This window comes from Bradyrhizobium sp. U531 (assembly GCF_051710265.1).
Lineage (GTDB): Bacteria > Pseudomonadota > Alphaproteobacteria > Rhizobiales > Xanthobacteraceae > Bradyrhizobium.
The window spans coordinates 58,755-78,491 of record NZ_JASVEN010000015.1 but is presented as its reverse complement, the minus strand read 5'-3'; the positions used below and the strand labels follow the sequence as shown (position 1 = coordinate 78,491).

Annotated in this window: 14 protein-coding genes and 1 pseudogene; 7 read left to right on the top strand and 8 right to left on the bottom strand. The window is 62.0% G+C overall.

Annotated features, from left to right (window positions below; genetic code table 11):
- Positions 1–14 precede the first annotated feature (14 nt).
- The 8 genes and pseudogenes from QRQ56_RS37555 to QRQ56_RS37520 all read right to left on the bottom strand — a co-directional run bounded on the left by QRQ56_RS37555 (position 15) and on the right by QRQ56_RS37520 (position 8,771).
- The gene (locus QRQ56_RS37555; protein WP_438746787.1) at positions 15–1,880 is read right to left on the bottom strand and encodes a hypothetical protein; all 1,866 of its coding nucleotides are present in this window, start codon (positions 1,878–1,880) and stop codon (positions 15–17) included.
- A 40-nt stretch (positions 1,881–1,920) separates the two neighbouring features.
- Complete coding sequence (locus tag QRQ56_RS37550) at positions 1,921–3,711, bottom strand: SIR2 family protein (protein WP_438746808.1); 1,791 nt, start codon at positions 3,709–3,711, stop codon at positions 1,921–1,923.
- A 249-nt stretch (positions 3,712–3,960) separates the two neighbouring features.
- A pseudogene (locus QRQ56_RS37545) lies at positions 3,961–4,029 on the bottom strand (hypothetical protein); the annotation flags it as partial.
- Between the two features lie 282 nt (positions 4,030–4,311).
- Positions 4,312–4,815 (bottom strand): GIY-YIG nuclease family protein, encoded by a 504-nt coding sequence (locus tag QRQ56_RS37540; RefSeq protein WP_438746786.1) that lies wholly within the window; start codon positions 4,813–4,815, stop codon positions 4,312–4,314.
- Positions 4,816–4,833: 18 nt separating this feature from the next.
- Positions 4,834–5,757 carry a phage exclusion protein Lit family protein gene (locus QRQ56_RS37535; protein ID WP_438746807.1) on the bottom strand — a complete coding sequence of 308 codons (924 nt, stop codon included), beginning with the start codon at positions 5,755–5,757 and terminating at the stop codon, positions 4,834–4,836.
- A 55-nt stretch (positions 5,758–5,812) separates the two neighbouring features.
- Entirely contained in the window at positions 5,813–7,228 is a 1,416-nt protein-coding gene (locus QRQ56_RS37530) for a hypothetical protein (RefSeq protein ID WP_438746785.1), read from the bottom strand.
- Positions 7,229–7,280: 52 nt separating this feature from the next.
- On the bottom strand, positions 7,281–8,204 hold the full coding sequence (locus QRQ56_RS37525; RefSeq protein WP_438746784.1) for a hypothetical protein: 924 nt from the start codon (positions 8,202–8,204) through the stop codon (positions 7,281–7,283).
- A 12-nt stretch (positions 8,205–8,216) separates the two neighbouring features.
- The gene (locus tag QRQ56_RS37520; RefSeq protein ID WP_438746783.1) at positions 8,217–8,771 is read right to left on the bottom strand and encodes a hypothetical protein; all 555 of its coding nucleotides are present in this window, start codon (positions 8,769–8,771) and stop codon (positions 8,217–8,219) included.
- Positions 8,772–8,866: 95 nt separating this feature from the next.
- On the opposite strand from QRQ56_RS37520, the gene QRQ56_RS37515 reads away from it, so the two are divergent.
- The 7 genes from QRQ56_RS37515 to QRQ56_RS37485 all read left to right on the top strand — a co-directional run bounded on the left by QRQ56_RS37515 (position 8,867) and on the right by QRQ56_RS37485 (position 19,696).
- Positions 8,867–9,502 (top strand): hypothetical protein, encoded by a 636-nt coding sequence (locus QRQ56_RS37515; protein ID WP_438746782.1) that lies wholly within the window; start codon positions 8,867–8,869, stop codon positions 9,500–9,502.
- Positions 9,394–10,611 (top strand): toll/interleukin-1 receptor domain-containing protein, encoded by a 1,218-nt coding sequence (locus QRQ56_RS37510; protein ID WP_438746781.1) that lies wholly within the window; start codon positions 9,394–9,396, stop codon positions 10,609–10,611. The genes QRQ56_RS37515 and QRQ56_RS37510 overlap by 109 nt, the downstream gene beginning before the upstream one ends.
- Positions 10,611–11,858 (top strand): hypothetical protein, encoded by a 1,248-nt coding sequence (locus QRQ56_RS37505; protein WP_438746780.1) that lies wholly within the window; start codon positions 10,611–10,613, stop codon positions 11,856–11,858. Before QRQ56_RS37510 ends, QRQ56_RS37505 begins: the two co-directional genes overlap by 1 nt.
- A 164-nt stretch (positions 11,859–12,022) precedes the next feature.
- Entirely contained in the window at positions 12,023–12,616 is a 594-nt protein-coding gene (locus tag QRQ56_RS37500) for a DUF6088 family protein (RefSeq protein WP_438746779.1), read from the top strand.
- Complete coding sequence (locus QRQ56_RS37495; RefSeq protein WP_438746778.1) at positions 12,609–13,625, top strand: nucleotidyl transferase AbiEii/AbiGii toxin family protein; 1,017 nt, start codon at positions 12,609–12,611, stop codon at positions 13,623–13,625. The genes QRQ56_RS37500 and QRQ56_RS37495 overlap by 8 nt, the downstream gene beginning before the upstream one ends.
- Before the next feature lie 13 nt (positions 13,626–13,638).
- Positions 13,639–16,617 (top strand): TrlF family AAA-like ATPase, encoded by a 2,979-nt coding sequence (locus QRQ56_RS37490; RefSeq protein ID WP_438746777.1) that lies wholly within the window; start codon positions 13,639–13,641, stop codon positions 16,615–16,617.
- Positions 16,618–16,675: 58 nt separating this feature from the next.
- Positions 16,676–19,696 (top strand): DEAD/DEAH box helicase, encoded by a 3,021-nt coding sequence (locus QRQ56_RS37485; RefSeq protein ID WP_438746776.1) that lies wholly within the window; start codon positions 16,676–16,678, stop codon positions 19,694–19,696.
- Positions 19,697–19,737: the final 41 nt, after the last annotated feature.

Below are 19,737 nucleotides of genomic sequence, written 5' to 3'. Positions count from 1 at the left end.
GAACATCCGAACGCCTACCGACGCGAACGTTTCGTAGGTAGTAGTTCACTACATCGCTGTCGGGTAGCCTCGTCAATCGTGAATTCCTCTGGCGATTTACCACCCAGTTCGCGCCTCCTGCCTCGCATCCATAAGGTTGCCCGCTCGTCGTCGTAGTACCGGGATTGTGCGAGCACGGCGAGCTCGGCGACGGCCTTTGCCTTCCGCTCGTTCGCTCGATGCTGAACCTCAATCTCTCGTGCTCGGGAATGAAGAGCGCCGACTGCGTCCTCGTGACCGCCTTGGCTATCTGAAGCGGCCTCGATGGGAGGGCGTCCCCCAGTGCTAGAGTTTATCGCCACGAGCCAGATTTCCGCTTCCCCACTGATCTGTCGAAGCGCGCGATTCCGCAGATCGGCGACACGCGAAGCTCTATCTGCCTCGATTTTCGCTTTGTTGGCGCGTTGACGTTCGGCTTCCTCTGCGTGCTGGCGTTCGAGGGCGCGCGCTAGCGCGCCTTGGTAGGGAAGTCCAATCAGATCTAAGCGTTCTCGCGGCGAGAATCGAATTTGGGTCGCGATGTTATCCAGGTCGTTTGTGAACGATCGCCACCTCGTTTCATCGAAGTCGACCGCTTCATGAGGTGAATGGCCGCGTTTCGGGAGTGTTGAACAGGACCATTGTTCAAATACGAAAGCTGCGGTCTCGTCAGCTGGAAGATCGGCAATCAGTTCCTCAACTAATTGACGGAGCTGTCGCGTGCGCTTCACCGGGCGCGCGCGGAGCTCGCGAGCCTTGTCGATACGCGCCTGCAGCGTATGTGAGGGCCGCCAAATCGCGGTCGGGCCCGAATGAACGAAACCAAGGCGCTCGAGTTGCGTCAAGTATGCTTCGACGGCTTCGAGCGGGGAATTGAACGGAATCCCAGACGCTCTCACCGCACGTGCAATTTCATCTGAAATGTCAGTAAACGATGTGTCGAGCCATCGTTTGTTTAGGAGTGTCGCGAGCCCATTGCGAGTTCGGAAGGGCGCCTTAGTTGGGGTGAGCAATACTTCCAGAACAGCCGCCTGCCATTCCGCAACGGCCACGGTGAAGCAACCAGACCCATCAACAGGCAGATTAATGAGGTCGGCGAGGCCGTTTTGCCGGGCCGCAGATTCGCAGGCCCCGCTTCCCGGCGCATTTGACGGTGAACGATGGCGGTAAGAGCCGCGATAATGTTCGACTTTTGTCCGCTTCTCCTCTGCTCGCAGCAGAGCTCGCTCTTCGAGGCGGGCGCGCGCTTCACGTTCCCGCGGATTGTGCAGCCACATTCGCGGCGCGTGATATAGTATCTCGTCTGCGATCTCGCTGAGCTTGTGGTCGCGGTATTGCGAGAGGTCGATCTCGATTGCGCCGACATCCATCGCTTGGATCCGAGCGATTTTTTCCGAGTCGCACGGATGAGTGACCTTGAATTCTACGATGAGCCGGCGATCGCGTAAGAGCAGCACGACGTCGGGAACGATCTGGCCATCTTTGGTTTCCAGAATCGCTTGATCGAAAGCGCGCTTCGCGGCCCGGACAACAACTTCGCGATCTTTCTGCTCCTCCACGACCTGCGCTGGTAAAGTAATTTCCAGGCGCTCATCCAGAATGCGTTTCGCAAACTTATGCAGAGCCGTCTCGCCGGCGGATACGCATGACCGGCCGTCTTGCTGAGCGTGGTGCGCAAAATGGTGGGCCTGCACATCTCCCTTTTTCGCAACCAGTCGCCTTTCGCAGCCGGGACAGACGCAGTTGCAGGCGAGGCCGGAGGGCACCTCGCCTATGTGCAGCAGTCGGCCCTCGGCAGACTCGGCGACGAAAGCGCCGCCTTGCTCCGTACAGGCAAACAGTTCTCCCAGGCGTATAGACATCGTCCGGCTTGCTCCCTGGCCGGTATCGCTAGGTGGAGTGTCAGCGCCACTCCATCCATCTCGCTACCCGTGACAGGTTTTCCAGAAATAGATCGAGGTACGCTTCGCTGCCCAATGCGAACCCTGCTTTAAGCAGTTGTTGCCTGGTAGGAGTCGATTTCAGCTCGTGTTCTATTGAGCGTCGCCCCTCGCTTCGCCTGCCGATGCGACCGACCGACATCCTAGCCTTCCTGTCGCCGTTCTCCAATTGATCCTTCAGTTCGCTTTCGCTGTTCTCTTCAAGGTGGACCAATGCCCCCAGCGCCTCGAAACGATCGAACAGCAGAGCATTATCTATGGGAATGCCTAAAAAAGCCGCGCCCCACTGGGAAGTTACGTCGAATAGATGGTCGCTGAGCGGTGTTTTTCGACGGTTGTTGGCAGTCGTGAAACCCTCAACATTGTTCCAGAGATTGTCGTCTGAACCCCTCCAGTCCCACAGGAAGAGCGAATTTACGAGGCGTTTGGGGTCCCGCTCCTCTCTAGGCATCGAGAGAGAGAACAGGTCATGCAACGTCTTCCAACGCTCTGCTCGCGCAAGTCCAAGACCATAGGCCGTCATGAGTAGAACAGCTGGATAGGTCCTTAGGTCTAGCCAGTAATTCAGGCCACTCCCCACCTTGTTCGCCCTGGCAACCACACCGCGGATCGTATCGGCGATGATTGCAAACTCGGCGTTATCCCCCCATCGCCCGAGGACACCAAAGGCTTTAGCGAGCGGCTCGGCCGCGGTCTCATAGAGCTTAAGGCGCCGGCGAAATTCCTCAACGGACCACGCACCTTGCGGAAAGAGCTCCTTCGCGTCCAGGCGGTCGAAAAGCTTGGTAACTTCTTGTGTGATAACTTCATCGAGTCGAATCCGGAATTCTGGCCGCGCAACGTATCGTTTGATGGAGCCGACGAGTAGATCAATTGTCAGCGGGCTCTGTTTTCGAGTCTCCGCGAGTGTTTGCACGCGCTCTGCCAACGTCAGAAAGAAGCTATCGGCGTCGGTAATCGGAACCGCCACAGCCTTACGCTGACTAATGATGGGCTCCGCACCGTGCCCAACTTTCCCTCGTATGCTCCAGAAAGTAGGGTAACGCCTGTTAGGCGCTCGCAACAATGCCGCCCGCAACGCGTCATCCCATTCGCCTGACCAGCCGCAAACGATAAGGCCGTGCTCGTCGAAAATCCGATCGAGGAGCGCATCATATTGCGGCGGATAAGCGCCCAACTCTTCGTCGGTGTTCAGGATGCGTGCATCCTTATAGTCACCATGAAGCTTCAGCACGTAGCACGGGCTATGCGTGAGCGGCTCGGCTCCTGACAAAGTGTCAACGGAGGTGACGACAGTTGGCTCCACGCCAACTTCGCGCAGGGCGTTTTCTAGCAACCGATCGAAATTGGTTGTTACTATCACCCGAACATACCCGTCGCGAACTAGGCCGGCGATGGCATGGTGCGCGACAGTTGGAAGTTTCTTTCCCTCTGCGCGGTCGTCTTCGTCAGGCTCTATGTACGAATGTAAGATGGATCGCCGTTCGGCAGGCGAGGCCGCTAGTTCTGCCAGAATCACTGAATAGTCGGGTTCCGCAGAATACTTTTTGCGATACCACGTCGCCCAATCGGCCTGGTTCTCTACGCCTTGCGCGAGAGCAACCCGACGAACCAAGTCCAAAGTGATCTCCCAGCCAGTTGGAATCCCGGCCGTACGAGAGAGACCAGAGCCGAGAAGCAAGGCATAGACGCCTTTGTTCTCGAACGTTGAGAATGCGAGCTGAATAGTCGGGTCGCTCGATAAAATGCTCATGGACAGGCGCGAATCAGTAGGAGGGAAGGATCCGAGCATAGCAAGATTGCGCAGCAAACGATCGCCGCTCGCGCCTGCTCGGGCGCGTCGGTTGCGAATCGGTCGGCGTACACGAAGGTCGTGCCGCGCTCGCCGTTGCGGACATTGCCGCCGAGCGGGAGCGCTTGGCGGAGGTGAGCCGGCTCTGGCCCGAAAAGCTGTGTTCACCGCGGCGCTCCAAAGGATCAGCACGTTGATCCCGGAATAATTCCGCCTTGGTCGCGGCGTTGGCAAGCGGCGCCTTCGCAGCCGCCGTCCTCCAAGGTTGGACCCAGGCACGCGCCCGGCCTCAAGTTCTGCGATGATATTGTCGGTGATTTCATCATATGGCTCGCCCGGTCCTGGCCAGTCCGAGCTTGTCTGGTCTTTCTGGACATCACCGATCTCCGCGGCGGCCCACCCGTCGCAGCGAAGCCGCTCCGCACTCTCACTCTGAAGGGGCGTTGCGGGGGCCGCAAAAGGGATCGGCTGAGACGAATGCCGGCCGCAAGGCGTTCCCCTCAGAAGCGCAAAGCCGGGTTTCAGCTTCTCCGGGTTGGCATCTTTCCGCGTTTCAGGACATCACTCGTCCGGCGGATACTCACGCGGATCGAGCTCGGAAAAGTCGGTCAGCGTGTCGCATCGGATGCAATAGTACATCTGCGAGGCTTCCTGAAAATGCATGCCGCACAGGCATCCGCAGAACGGGCAGCACTCGTCGATCTCTAGATCGGCCCACTCCCACACGCCGAGATATTCAGGAATGGCGTCGCGATCATATCCAACGACCTGGAACGCGTCGGCGTTTTTGGCGACAAATCCATCGCGGCCAGCGCGCTTGAGAATGGCGAGAATGTCACCCGGTTCGATGTCGAACCATTCTCCACGCACATGGGTCGATCCAAAATGCTGGTGCAGCTCTCGTTCAAGCTGGAAGGTGTCGGTCGCTTCGATCCACCCCAGCAGCCGCAGCTCCAAGGGATTCCCTGTCTGGAGGTTGCGCTTGCGCGCCTCGATGTTCTTCGCCACGCCGATCTTGATCGGGGAGCATCCGTTTTCATCTTCGCCAATGAAATAGACCGGCACGTCGCGCTCCTTACAGCGTCAGCGGAGCCGGTCGAGCAGGGCCTCGACCATTGAATGGCTTGAGTATGCGACGATGTCGAGTGGCCGGTTCTCCTGCCTCATGAGCGCGATGAGAAGGCAGGCCGTGAAGGGCCAGAAGGACGAGCCGGGCGGCAGATTGTAGCCGCCGATCATGGCTGTCAGCCGCTCGGCGATCGGCGGATATTGTCGATTGCCCCAATGCGTGTGGGTTGGCGTCATGGCATGGATGATCACGGCGGCGAGCGCTATTCCCATCGCGCGCTTCTGCTGTACTTGGGCGTAGCAGTGCCCATGCTCTTTCGCGTAGGCGGCGAGACCGCTGGTCATGAACTCGCGAGCCCAGTTATCGCAGCCGATTTCCTCCTCGGGCAGCGTCGACGGTGCGTTCTTGTCGGCGCAATACATGACGTGCCGGAATTCGTGCAGCAGCGCGAAGGCGAGGGCAAACGAGACGAGGTCAAACATCGTCTCGTGCTGGATATCTCCCAAGCTGTCGCGGTCAGCGGTCGGCTCGGGGATGTCCGCAGGCCAGGAAATCTGTGCGGTCTGTTCGGCCGCGAAGAGCGATTGAGCGGCGCTGATGCGCTGCTTGTAATCGAATTCATATTGCCCCCGTTCGGCATCGATCTTGAGGGCCTGGTCTAGCGGTATCCCGGTCCATGTCGCCATCAACAGGGCCGGCGAATACACCTCGATGGCGCGCCATGCGCTGAAGCCGAGCAGCCAGAAAAAATCGATCGTCTTGGTGTCGAACCGGATGCGCTTGTCATCGGCGTTCATCGTGACGCCCTTGGTGCTCGGCCCGATTTCCACACCATGACCGTACTGGCTCCACAGGCCGCTGATCTCGTTGGCACGCTCGGGTACAGCCCCGCGCAGGAGATGGAGGACGATGGTCCGGTCGGATGGTTCGGCTTCCATGTTCAACGATGCTCCTTTGAGGGTCGATGACGGCGACGCCTGGCTGGCAGACACATCATGGCAGCTCGCTTTCGCCCGGCGCGCCGTCCGTCTTCTCGGGCTTGCCGGCCACGCGCAGATACGTGATCGACGAAATCACCGAGTTCGCCCAGATGGTTCTGCATTCAACGGCGCCGTCGCGCTCGAACCAGTGTGTCGCCCCGGGCATGAGGTCGAAGGGAATGGGGTGCGTCGCCTGCGGGTTGTGAAAGACCTCCAGTTCTTGGCACCAGGCTTCGCCCCAAGGCCAAAGCGCCTGGTATTCGGCGCTATCGACTGGAAGATTGAAATCAATGGGCTCCAGCGCGCCAGGCGTTCGGTCGAAGAGAATGCCGCGGCGGGTCATCGTGAGACCTGGTGGCCGCCATCCGGCGAGAAAACCCATGCGGTTGAATTTCGCCAAGGTCCCCGCATTGCTGAAGATCACGGCGGAGAGGTGGGCGAAGTCGGGATCGCGGAACAGTCCGGCCGGAATGCCATGCTTGCCGGTCAGGGTGCTGATAGGCGTGCCCACCGCACGGCGCTGGGCACCTTCGCCTTCCACATCTGCCCGCAGGCCGTAGAGATAGGTTGGCAAAGCCTCGCGGCTCCACACCATCGAACCAGACTCATGGAAGTCGGCGATCGCGAGGGCCAAGGGCGCCCCCTTCACATGAGCCAGTTCATGATAGTTGCGCTGAAGCTTGCCGCGCAGCGTCTTGGCGAAGCGCTCGGCTGGCGCGCCAGTCATGCGCTCATTCCGGTCAACGGGAGCATGCACCCAATCCCCGATCCCGCCGGAGCGGGGCGTCTCGGAGTTGGCGGTCACTGCCTCGATCCAGCAGGCGGCGCCATCGTTTTCGATCAGGAAGTCCGGAGAGACATGCTCCTGCCGGACGATCAGGCCTTGCTCGCGAAAGCAGGCAAGAAGGTAGAGCTCGAAGAGGCGGGACGCGAAATTGTTGGTCTGCAGATCGGTGACGAAGTTGGCATCAGGATTGGGAAGCGCGAGGTAGCATTCGCCGACCGCCATCAACGCCGGACAATGGCTGATCGTGCTCGTCAGCAGGTCGAACTCCGGCGATGTCCCTCGCGATCCGGTCTTCAGCAGAAGCGGCCGCCGCCGCGCGCCTGGCGGTAATGGCTCGGGCGGCTCGCCGGCGCGCATGCTGATGTTGAGGTGATCCAGCGCGGCTTCGGGAGTGGGATAGGGGCCGCCTTCATCGACGCGGACCCAGCGATGATCGACACGCCGGCGCAGGGCCAGGGTGGTGAAGGTCCCGCGCTCCGGGTCGAGGAGGATGCAGCCGCTCGCGCTGCCGCGCCCGGCTTGATAGCTCCCGAAGATCTGCGCGGGATCAAAATTAGGTCCATGTTCGAGCGACAGCGCATAGAGTTCGAACTGCCGTTGGCTGATGGGCGTGATCAGTCGCTGCTCATCGCCGACGGCCATGATCAAACCTCAAGGGCGGGAACGCGCCTGGCGCGTGCACGCGGGCGCATCGTCATGATGCCTCCGCTGCGGCTTGCGCCAGGATGTCATTGGCCTCCCATTCGTCGCCGCGCGGCGTGATGACGAACTCGCGATCCCAGACGCCCCAATTTGTCGCCAGCAGAACCCGTGCCAGAGGATTATTGACATAGGTCAGCGGGCGGGTCTTGCGCGACAAGTTGCCGAGGCCAACGCGCGACCAGATCACACCGGAGATGTCGGCGAAACGCTCGTCGAGAAATGCCGTGCGTGGGATCGGATTGCGTTCGCGGTCGATGAAGGGGGCTGGGTGAAATCCTTCTTCGACGACGTTGCCGGTCTCGCGATCGATGGTGATGTAGGCGTCTCCGATCGGAAACAACGTGGTCATGATCAGCGGCAACGGCTGCTCGGCGACATAGACGCCGAAGCGGCTCGCGCTGATCGCGATAATCCTCGTGTCTTCCGGGACGATCACCCCCTGTTCGAGATAGCGCGCGATCCTCTGCGCCTTTGTCCAGAACGCCCCGGACGTGCGCAACTGCGCTTGACGGATCGGTGCGGCGAAGAGACCGCCGCCCTCATTGAGGGGAACGGGACGCGCGATCTGGTCCGGACCCGGTGCGCCTTCATCAGGGGTGATGGCCTCGATCCAGATTCGGCGGCCATTTTCCAGGACGCACAGATCCGGCTGGCCGCCTTCGCGCTGGCGCTCGACGACGGGAAGCAGGGTGCGGCCCGCCTCGAGCAGCGTGCAGCCCAGATACATCTCCCAAAAACGGCCATCGACGTCGCGTGCGAAACCATGCCGAAAGTCGGGATCGGCATAGGGCTCGTAGCGCTCCCACATCTCTTGCAGCATGGTGTGGAGCTGTTGCTCGATCGGAAGCTCGGCGGCTTTCAGGTTTTCGAACCCGCGATCGAGATTGGCGCCATCGACGTCGAAAAGATCACTCATCGTCTGCTCGTCTCATGCCCGGCGCAGCGTGCGTGGGACCTGCACCCGGTGATAGCCGTGCGAATGGACCTGCTGACGAAGCTGCTTGATGTCGTTGACGCCGAACGCCACCGCCGCCTTCAGCGGGCTGGCGAAGGTTGCGTAGAAGGTCCAGCGCGGGCCGGCGGGCAGCGTCGGCTTTTGCCGGCGATCGGTGATGACGACGTCGCGCGGATCGCTGCTGTTGCGGAAGGCGTGAAAGGTGAACCAGTCGGGCCGACGATAGCGCGCCGCCTTGCTGAAGGGGACGGACTGGACTTTCACGTCGGTCTGGTCGAGCACCCAATCGCGCTGCTCCAGGATCTGCCGGACCATATGGCCGACCATCTGCTTCACGCGGTCGGCCAGGACCTCCTCGCGAAACTCCGCCAGGAGCTGCTCCTCGATGCCTTCGACCGCGGGCTTGCCGAGTTCGGATGCGGTTTCCAGGCGCGCGACATTTTCGGGCCGCGTGAGGAAGGTCCAGATGCGCTGACCAAGCTCGGTTGCGTACAGCGACGCAAATTTCTCGGGGTTATAGGCAAACATGACAGGGTCTCCTTTACCGGGCAAATATGGCCGGTTATAAGCGCCTGTCAATGGTTGCGCGCCGCGCGTGCGCAGATATAGCGGGGGAGGCTGGATTGGACTTCGAGGATCTCGTGACGGCGCTGGAGCCGCCGCCGAACCGCGCCGGAAAAGCGGACGGTCCCCACGAGCACCATCTCTACGAAGGCGCGGTGATGGTCGCCTACGCGATGCACTTGCTCCGCACGCAGGGCGCATGGGACGTCCGTGTCTATCCCGACGGCGAACACGGAAAGCAATTCGATTTCGCGGGTTGGTTGGGCCGGCGAGCGTTCACCAAAATCTCCGGCCTCGGTAGCACCGCCTATGGCGGGGTCTATCGAAATCCGGAGGGCAAGACGATCACCATCAACCCGAAGTCCGGGCTCGGTGATGTCGTCGCGGCTATCGGAGACCATGTCATCGCGGCCGAATGCAAGGGCGGCATCATCAATACGCGGCATCCAGGTCAGGTGTCGCGGCTCTACCGCGGTCTTTGCGAAACCGTGGGCCTGCTGATGGCGACGCCATCGCAGGGGCGTCAGGTCGCCGTGGCGCCGCTGACCGACGGCACCTTGCGCCTGGCCGAGCGGCTTGCGCCGCGTTGCGCACTGGCCGGCATCGAGATCGCGCTCGTCGGCAGCCGCGGCGAGGTTTTGGAAGTGAAAGCGAGAGAGGCGGCCGAGCAGGCGGCCGGAGGGAACGACGCATGAAACGGGTGCTGACGGTTGGGGTGACTTACACCGGCGACAAAATCGAAGGCGTGGAGATCGATAATCTCGGGCTCTGCCAGCCCGATGCCGATCGAGAGCGGGCGGCCTTTCCGCTCTACGAATACGACACGATCATCATCAATCCGGAGAGCTACACGCATTTCCTGTTCGGCAAGGCCGGAGAGTTTTCAAACGAACTCAACGAACTGGGCAAGTTGAAGGGGCAGAACGATCGCTACGATCTCGACTCCGCCTTCGATGGCGAGGACCGGCGCAAGGAAATGGAGGCCGCGATTGCGGATGGTGCGACGGTCGTTTGGTGCCTGTCCGAACCGAAGCGGGCGAACTTCTTCGGCTATCGCGAAACCCATCTTGGATATGTGACGCCGAAGGTGGCGAGTTTCGTCAAGCGCTCGGAGCTTCTCGTGAAGAAGGGGCGCAGGATGGAGCCGGTCGATCCCGACAGCCCCTTCGCGCGCTATTTTGAGGTTCTGTCGCGGACCGGCGGCTGGACGCTGTGTCTTTCCAATCCCGGCGAAGGTTATGCGTCGATCGCTGGGACGCCGGAGGGCTACAGCCTCGGCGGCCAAGTTACGCTCGGGGCCACGACGGGCTGGCTGCTGAGTCCGCCGACGTCGCAGGAAGCCCAGAACCAGCTCGTTCGCGACAGCCTCGCGTTGGAGAAGGCCCATCCAGCGCATGAGAAGTATCACGGCATCTTCCTGAGCCACACCGGCGTCGACAAACCGTTCGTGCGCCAGCTTCGCAAGGACCTGCTCGCTCATGGCGTCGAGCATGTTTGGCTGGACGAGGCCGAAATCGACATCGGGGACTCGCTGATCGCCAAGATGGAAGAGGGGATGAAGCTCAGCCGCTACATCGCCGTCGTGCTGTCGAAAAAGTCGATCGGAGCCCCTTGGGTGAAGAAGGAGCTCGACGTGGCGATGAACCGCGAGATCGCCAGCGGTGAGGTGGTCGTGCTGCCGCTGCTCTACGAGGATTGTGAGTTGCCGGAGTTCCTGAAAGGCAAGCTTTACGCGGATTTCTCCAAGCCCGAGGAGTATGAGACGGTTCTCGGCAAGCTTTTGCGGCGGCTGCGGATCTCCTGATGAGCGAAACCGGTCCAAGCATGGCGATGCTGGCGGCGATGACGGACTTGTGGCGGCTCCCTCCGCCCGGGCCTGACAATATTCTTGCGCACCCGGCCTTTGTGCGGCTGCGTGAGATCTGCCGCGACGGCTATCCAAATGCCGGCAAGAAAGGGCCGAACTTCGCCCTCGCGACCGCGCTGCGAGCCTTGGGTCTTCCATGTCACCTGCAGAAGGACACGGCCGATCTTGCCTTGCCAGTGGAGGAGGCGGCGAAGGCACTGGACGCGGCGCTGCGCGCCACCCGGGCCAGGCGCATTCACCTTGCGCCGCTTGATCTTGGCGCCGACCTGCCGCCGCTCGCATTTGGTCCGGCTAGGGTGTGCCGTTTGAGCGCGGACGAGTTGCGCGGCGTGATCGATACGGCCCGGTTAAGGCGCCATTATCCGCGTCAGGACTTCGATGCCAAGCGCTTCTCCGAATTCCACTGGCTGATCGTTGAGGAGGTCGTGGCGCTCGAGCAGGAGCCGGAGGAGCGCGCGGTCCCGGTCTTGTTCATGGATATGAGCCAGGATCTGGGGCGGATCGAACCGCATAAAGGGCGGTTCCCGACGGCCTTGGAAGATGCGCTGTTCTTCCTGCTGCTCGCGCCCTGGGAAAGCTGGTCGACCATGCGGGAATTCGATTGGCGCGGCTTCCGTGTGCCATGGGTCTACACGATCGACAACGACATCGTCGTTCGTCCCAGCTCGCCGCCGTCCCCCGATACGTTGAGCTGGGAGGACCGAGTCTACGACGACGGATATGGCGGGACATACGAGGAGGAGCGCCCGATCGAGCTCCACCTGGAGGAGGATGCAAAGACCGAGCTGACGGTGTGGGACCAGAGCCGATGGGTGACCGTCGAGCAGGCGAAACAATCGGTCTTGTTCGAGACGCCGATCCCTCACTTCCTTGTCCGCGCATTCCTGGCCGAGGGCGTGGATGAGTTCCTCGCGCACATCACGACGATTGAGGCGGCGCTCGGCTTGGGCGCGGACTATCAGAAGAACTTTCGCATCGCGCCTGATCGCCACAAAGGGATGCGCGCCACGAATAGAATGCGGGGACGGGTGGCCGGCCTGCTGGGCGATCGACGCTTCGCCGACCAATATGAGCAACTCTTCAACGTGCGGAGCGCCTTCCTCCACGGGCGAGCCATGACCGCCATCTCGACGAACGAGCGGGTGATGGCGCGTCTTTGGCCCGCCAGGTCGTGGAGGCGCTGATCATTGCCACGCTCGCGGGCCCGCTCGGCTCGCGAGAGGACTTTTTGGACGGTCTGCTCGATAGGGGCGCGCCCTTGATCTAGCCGAAACGGACGGTTCCCGGGCAGGTCCGTTCGCTTGAAACCTGTCAGAAAACCGCGTATATTTCTGACAGGAGCGCGGCCATGCAACGGTTAACCGAGCAGATTCTTGCACATGCCGAAGGGTTGCCGGAAGGCGCGCCCGTAGCGGCTAAAAGCTTGCTCCATCTCGGCAATCGTGCCGCGGTGGATCAGGCCTTGTCGCGTCTGACCGAGCGGGGTCAACTGATCCGGGCCGGTCGCGGCGTTTATCTCCGTCCCATCACGAGCCGGTTCGGCACGAGGGCTCCCTCCGTCCAGCAGGCGGTCGAGGCGCTCGCCAACCAGCGTGGTGAAGTCATCGTCCCGAGCGGGGCGGCGGCGGCCAACACACTCGGCCTGACGACCCAGGTGCCGGTTCGATCGGTCTATCTGACTTCCGGCCGCAGCCGGACGATGAATCTCGGCAAGCAGGTCGTCGAACTTCGTCACGCTCCTCGCTGGCAGCTCGCCCTGGCTCACAAGCCGGCGGGCGAGGCGGTGCGAGCGCTGGCCTGGCTTGGGCCGGAGAAGGCGGAAGCCGCCTTGAAGACATTGAAGCGGAAGCTCCCTCCGTCGACCTTTAGCGAACTGGTGGCGGCGGCGCCGCAGCTTCCGACCTGGCTCGCGCGCAGCGTGGGAAAGGCGGCGCATGGCTGACGCCTTTCTCCTCCTCCCGGTCGCCGAGCGCCGCGAGGCGCTAAGCGTCGCGGCCGATCGGTCGGGGCGACCCGCGCACCTTCTTGAGAAGGATGTATGGGTGGTGTGGGCGCTCGCCACGCTCTACGGATCGGCGCTCGGCGAGCACTTGGTGTTCAAGGGCGGCACGTCACTGTCGAAGGCCTATGGGGTCATTCGGCGGTTTTCCGAGGACGTCGACCTGACCTACGACATCCGGGCGATCGCGCCCGATCTGGTAGACGGCAACGGCGAGGCGTTGCCGAAAACTCGCAGCGAGGAGAAGCGCTGGTCGAGCGAGGTGCGTAAGCGCCTGCCGGAGTGGGTGGCGGGAGCCGCACAGCCGGTCATCGCGGACGCGCTGGCCGCGCAGGCGTTGGTCGCCACGATCCGCGTCGAGGGCGAGAAGCTGTTCATCGACTATGAGGCGACTGCGGCAGGCTCCGGCTACGTGGCGCCAAGCGTGATGCTGGAGTTCGGCGCTCGATCGACGGGCGAGCCGGCAAGTCTGCGGGATATCGCCTGCGAAGCATCGGGCCTGGTCGAAGGCGTGGTGTTCCCAACGGCACGGCCCCGCGTGATGCACGCCGAGCGAACCTTCTGGGAAAAGGCGACGGCGATCCACGTCTTCTGCTTGCAGGAGCGGCTCCGCGGCGATCGCTTCGCGCGACACTGGCACGACGTCGTGCGGCTCGATGAGGCCGGACTTGCGAAGGCGGCTTTCGCGGATCGCGAGCTGGCGAACGCTGTCGCGCGCCACAAGGGCATGTTCTTCGCCGAGAAGGCCGCCGACCGTAATCCGATCGATTACGTGGCCGCCGTGAATGGCGGTTTGCAGCTCGTGCCCGGCGGCGATGCCTCCAAGGCACTGCAAGAAGACTACGGCCGTATGGTCGAGGACGGGTTGCTGTTGGACGATGCCGAACCCTTCGAGGCGCTGATGGCGCGCTGCGCCGATATCGCCGCGCGGGCCAACCGCGCGGGCGCGTAGAAGGGGGAGGCCAATGCTCAGTCGGGGATCGGAATGGCGGAGGTGGGAGCCGCATATTCACGCACCGGGCACGGTGATGAACAACCAGTTCAGCGGCCCCACGGCCTGGACTGACTATCTCACCGCGCTGGAGAGGGCCACGCCGGCCATCGAGGCGATCGCCGTCACCGACTATTACGTCACGGATACCTATGAGGAGGTGCTGAGGCAGAAGGCCGCTGGCCGGCTACCTGCCACCAAGCTGATCTTCCCGAATGTCGAACTCCGGCTCGATGTGGCTACGGCCAGGGGCGGGTTCGTCAATCTTCACCTGTTTGTCAGCCCCGAGGATCCAAAGCACGTCGAGGAACTGCAGCGTTTGCTGTCGCGCCTGCAGTTCAACGTCATGCAGGACCGCTTCGACTGCACGCGCGCGGACCTCATCAGGCTTGGCAAGAAGGCCGACCCGAACATCACCGACGACAACGCGGCGCTGGCCTATGGGGCCAACCAGTTCAAGGTCAATTTCCAGAAGTTGCGCGAGGTGTTCTCGGAGAGCGGATGGGCGAAAAAGAACATCCTGATTGCGGTCGCGGGCGGCGCGACCGACGGAACGTCGGGCGTGCGGGAGGCCGCCGACCAGACAATCCGACGCGAAATCGAAGGCTTCGCGCATGTGATCTTTGCCAGCAGCCCGGCGCAGCGCGAGTTCTGGCTTGGCCGAAGGGATCTTGCCCCCGATGAAATGCGAGCCCGATACGGTGGATTGAAACCCTGTCTGCACGGGAGCGACGCCCACAAGCTCGACGATGTCGCCTCGCCGTTCGGGGACCGGTTCTCCTGGATCAAGGGTGGGTTGGAGTTCGATGCTCTACGTCAGGCGTGCATCGACCCCGGCGGCCGCGCGCATGTGGGTGCCGAACCGCCGGCATCGGCAACGCCATCGCAGGTGATCTCGGGTATCGAGATCGTTGATGCACCCTGGATGACGACGCCGGTCATTCCGCTCAATCCCGGGCTGGTCGCCATCATCGGCGCCCGCGGCTCCGGCAAGACCGCGCTGGCCGATATGATCGCGGCGGGATGCGACTCGATCTCGGACGAGGCGTGGAACGCCGAGGAATGGGCCAACCCCTCTTTTCTCATCCGCGCCCGGCCCCTTGTCGGCGATGGGAAGGTCAAGGTGAGTTGGGCGTCCGGAGAACCGAGCAACCGCGCGCTCGATGGCTCGGATGCGAACGGGCCTTTCAGCTATGAGCGCGTGCGGTATCTGTCGCAGCAGTTCGTGGAGGAGCTGTGCTCGTCGAGCGGGCTGACTGACGGTCTCCTGCGCGAAATCGAACGTGTGATCTTCGAGGCCCATCCAGATGACGCTCGGGACGGCACCTTGGACTTCGCCGAGCTTCTCGACCACCGCGCGTCGCGTCATCGCCTCGCGCGCGAACGCGAGGCCGAGGCCGTGGCGCAGATTTCTGAGCGCATCGGCACCGAGCTGGAGAAGGAGAAGCTGATTGCCACCTATGAGGGACAGGTTGCGCAAAAGAAGAAGCTCGTCGACGCCTACACGGCGGATCGTGCGAAGCTCGTTTCGGCCGGAAGCGAGAAGCGAGCCCAGCGTCACACCGAGCTGGCCGGAGCCGCAAACCAGATTCGAGCGAAGCTGCGCCAGTTCGCCGGCCAGCGGCAGACTTTCCTGGCAATGCAGGACGAGGTGAAGGACCTGCGACGCAACCAGGCCCCTGAAGCGCTGAGACAGGCCCAGTCACGCCATACCCACAGTGGCATGTCGGCAGAGCAGTGGGCGTCGTTCCTGCTGGACTACAAGGGACCCGTCGACAACGATCTCGCCGGCTATGTGAAATGGGTCGACGGCGAGATCGCCAAGCTCAAGGGAACGACGCCGACGCCGAGCGATCCGAATATGCCGTACTTTCGAGACGACGCCGATCTGAGCACGCTGTCTCAGGCCGTGCTCGAGGCAGAGATGGCGCGGCTGGAAAAGCTGGTCAGCGCCGACAAGGAGACGCAGCGGCGCTACACGTCTCTTTCGGGCAGCATCGCGACCGAGACTGCGGCGCTGCAAACGCTTGCCGATAAGCTGAAAGACGCCCAGGGCGCCAGAGATCGCGCGCGTGATCTGCATACGCAGCGCGAGGAGGCCTATGGCCGGGCGTTCGACGCGCTTGTCGCGGAGCAAACAGTGCTGGAGGATCTGTACGCGCCGCTCATGGCGCGGCTCGCCGCGGCGTCCGGCACGCTGAAGAAGCTTTCCTTCTCCGTCACGCGTGTCGCCAATGTGGAGCAATGGGCGTCCGAGGCGGAAGACGGTCTGATCGACCTCAGGAAAGCCGGCGCATTCCGCGGCAAGGGCACGCTGCTGCAGAAGGCGAATGAGGTGTTGAAGGACGCGTGGGAGACCGGGGATTCGGCCGCCGTCATCGCGGCAATGGCGGAGTTCCGACGCCTCTATCAAAAGGATCTGTTGGATCATTCTCCGGTCGCGCACACCGACCAGGCAGAATTTCGCGCGTGGTCGAAGCGCTTTGCGCAATGGCTGTTCAGCACCGATCACATCTCGATCCGGTATGGGATCGATTACGATGGTGTCGACATCCGCAAACTGTCGCCGGGCACCCGCGGCATCGTGCTCTTGCTGCTCTATCTGGCGTTGGATGACAGCGACAACCGACCGCTCGTGATCGACCAGCCCGAGGAGAACCTAGATCCCAAGTCGGTTTTCGATGAGCTGGTCCACCTCTTTATCGAGGCGAAGGCCCACCGCCAGGTAATCATGGTCACGCACAACGCGAACCTTGTGATCAACACCGACGCGGACCAGATCATCATTGCCGATGCCGGGCCGCATCCGCACGGCACCCTGCCGCCGATCTCGTACAGGTCGGGCGGGTTGGAGAACGCCGAGATCAGGAAGGCGGTCTGCGACATCCTCGAGGGAGGTGAAGGCGCATTCCAGGAGCGAGCGCGAAGGCTGCGCGTGAGGTTGGAGCGATGAGGGTGGAGGTCAACGATTTGATCGAGCATCTCCCAATCCGGAGCCGTTAGGAGGCGATATGGCGACGAGGGCGATCTTTGTCGGCGTCAACAAGCACCGGGACCCTACAATTCCGGAGCTCGGTGGCGCGCGGCGGGACGCGACAGCCCTCTGGGCGCTGTTCACCGATACAATCGAGGGGCTTTCGGCGCATCTCCTCGTCGACGAGCGGGCAACTCATGCGGACGTATCTGGCGCCATCCTCGGCGCGCTGGACTCGGCGCAGGAGGACGACGTCGTCATGGTGGGCTTCGCCGGTCATGGGTCACCTGATGGCAGCTTGGTGCTCTTTGACACAGACGCTGCGGACCTAGCGCATACCGCGCTTCCCATGGCGGCCTTGGCCGAGGCCTTCAAGCGAACCAAGGCTAGGGCGGTGCTGTGCATCTTGGATTGCTGTTTCAGCGGCCAGGCGCCAGCGCGCGTCCTCGAAACAGAGGCCCGCCCACGGAGTGCCTTCGCCGTGGCGGAGGTCTACGGCGAAGGTCGGATTCTCCTCGCGGCCTGCGCTACCCACGAAGCCGCATGGGAACAGCCTGGGACGGGCCACGGCCTTCTGACCTACGCCACCATACAGGCCATGACCAAGGCTGTGGGCGAGACGGTCAGCTTTCCAGAGGTGGCTGGCGAGATCATTCGCCTCACGCGCGTCGAAGCCGAAAGAATTAGCGTTACCCAGACGCCGGTGTTTCTCGGCACCGTGCAAGGTGGGCTGGTTTTTCCCGTGCTCAAACGTGGCGACAACTTTGCAGCCGCGTTCCCGACGGTCGCCGTTCGGCAAATGTCGGGCTCCTTCACTGAGCTGGCCGAACATGGTTTCCCGCAGGAAGTCGTCCAGCAGTGGGAGGAGCATTTTCCGCAGGGGTTGAATGCGCTACAGCTCAAGGCCGTCAATGAACATGGAGTCCTTGAAGGCAAGTCCTTGCTCGTGGTGGCACCGACCAGTTCAGGTAAGACCCTGATCGGCGAAGTGGCCGCGATCCGCGCCGTCACGGCGGGGAAGAAGGCCGTCTTCCTTCTGCCGTACCGAGCCCTTGTGAACGAAAAATTCGAGGATTTCAGTGCGCGATTTGCGCCTGCCGGGCTGCGAGTCATGCGATGCAGCGGCGATGCGTCGGACGGTGTCGGTCCGGTTATGAGCGGCCGATATGACCTTGCCTTCTTCACCTACGAGATGTTCCTCAATCTGGCGCTCGCATCGCCGCGTCTCTTGAATCAGCTCGGGCTGGTGGTCCTTGACGAAGGCCAGTTCATCACCGACCCCACGCGCGGCATCACCGTCGAACTGATCTTTGCGCTGTTGCTTCGGGCTCGGGAACGTGGCGTCGTGCCTCAACTCGTCGTGTTGTCGGCCGTGATCGGCAATCTCAACAGCTTCGATAGTTGGCTGGGTCTGCCGCTCCTGACTTCGCGGGAACGACCAGTTCCGCTGATCGAGGGCGTTCTCGATCGGCGAGGTGTCTTTCAGTTTGTCGATGTCGACGGAACGACCAAGACGGAAGCGCAGCTGCCGTCACATCAAATCGTGCAGCGAAGAGACAAGCCGTCGTCGCAAGACGTCATTGTTCCTTTAGCTAAGCAATTGGTGGCCAAAGGCGAGAAGCTTCTTGTCTTTCGGAACATGCGCGGTCCAGCGCAGGGCTGCGCCCGATATCTTTCCAGGGAACTCGGTCTCGCACCTGCCACGGGCGTCATCGCCGCCTTGCCAACACAAGACCTGACTGGAGCTTCGCAGGATCTGCGTGAATGCTTGCAGGGCGGTACGGCGTTCCACAACACAAACCTGCTTCGGGCAGAGCGCGAAGCGATCGAGCGAGGCTATCGCAACACCAACGGTGGCATCCACGTCTTGGCGGCCACGACGACGCTTGCGGCGGGAATAAACACGCCAGCCTCGACCGTCGTTTTGGCGGAGAACGAATTTGTCGGTGAGGATGGCCGGCCGTTCACCATTGCAGAATACAAGAACATGGCAGGCCGGGCGGGTCGCCTCGGCTACAATGAGATCGGAAAGGCGATCATCCTGGCCGACACGCCTGTCGAGCGCGCCCAACTCTTCCAGAAATATGTCTTGGGCACGCCGGAAGACGTAAGATCGTCGTTCCAGCAACGCGACCTGCCAACGTGGACGCTGCGCTTGTTGAGCCAGGTGCGCGGGGTGCGCCCCGAAGAAATTCCCGGCCTTCTTGTGAATACCTTTGGTGGTTACTCTGCTTCGCGCGCCAATCCACAATGGATGCGGCTTGTAGAAGGAGACGTGTCGGCGCTGGTGGCTCGACTGCTACAGGCGGGCCTCGCCGAACTTGATGGCGAGTTGGTACATCTGACACTGCTTGGAAGAGCCTGCGGTGCGTCGTCGCTGTCTTTTGAATCGAGCCTGCGTCTTATCGAACTGATGCGACAGCTTAATGTGGCGCAGACCGATCCGGTGCAGGTGCTCGGCACCATTCAGGTCTTGGCCGAGATGGACGGCATCTACACGCCGGTCATGAAGCGCGGGCGGTCCGAAAGCGCGCGCGCAGGTGACGTCGCACAACGCTTCGGACATGCGATGGCACAAGGGATTCAAAGGTACTGCCGTGACGAGTTTGAGTTCTGGGCACGATGCAAGCGTGCGTCGATCCTGTTCGACTGGGTCGAGGGTACGTCGATTGATGAGCTGGAGCGTCGTTATTCGACCACTCCGTTCCAGGGCGCGGTTGGCTACGGGGACATCATCCGGATTGCTGACGGCGCGCGCTTTCACCTGCGATCCGCTCATCAGATTCTTTCAGCGCTATTTCCCGACCAGCCAGCGTTCTTGGAAGCCCTCGATGAACTGCTACGAAGGCTGGAGTTCGGGCTGCCGAAAGGCGCACTCAAGCTGATCGATCTGCCTGTTGCGCTGTCTCGCGGACAGTATCTCGGACTGTTTGCGGCTGGTGCAGGTACGGTCGACGCCGTATATGCTCTAGATCAGGACACGCTTGTTCGCTGTGTAGGTTCCGACGTGGCGAAACTCCTTCGCGAAGCGGAGGCGATCAGAGGTGCTGCGCGATAGCTGGCGAAACCACGCCTTTCGCTTTTCAGCGAAAAAGTCCA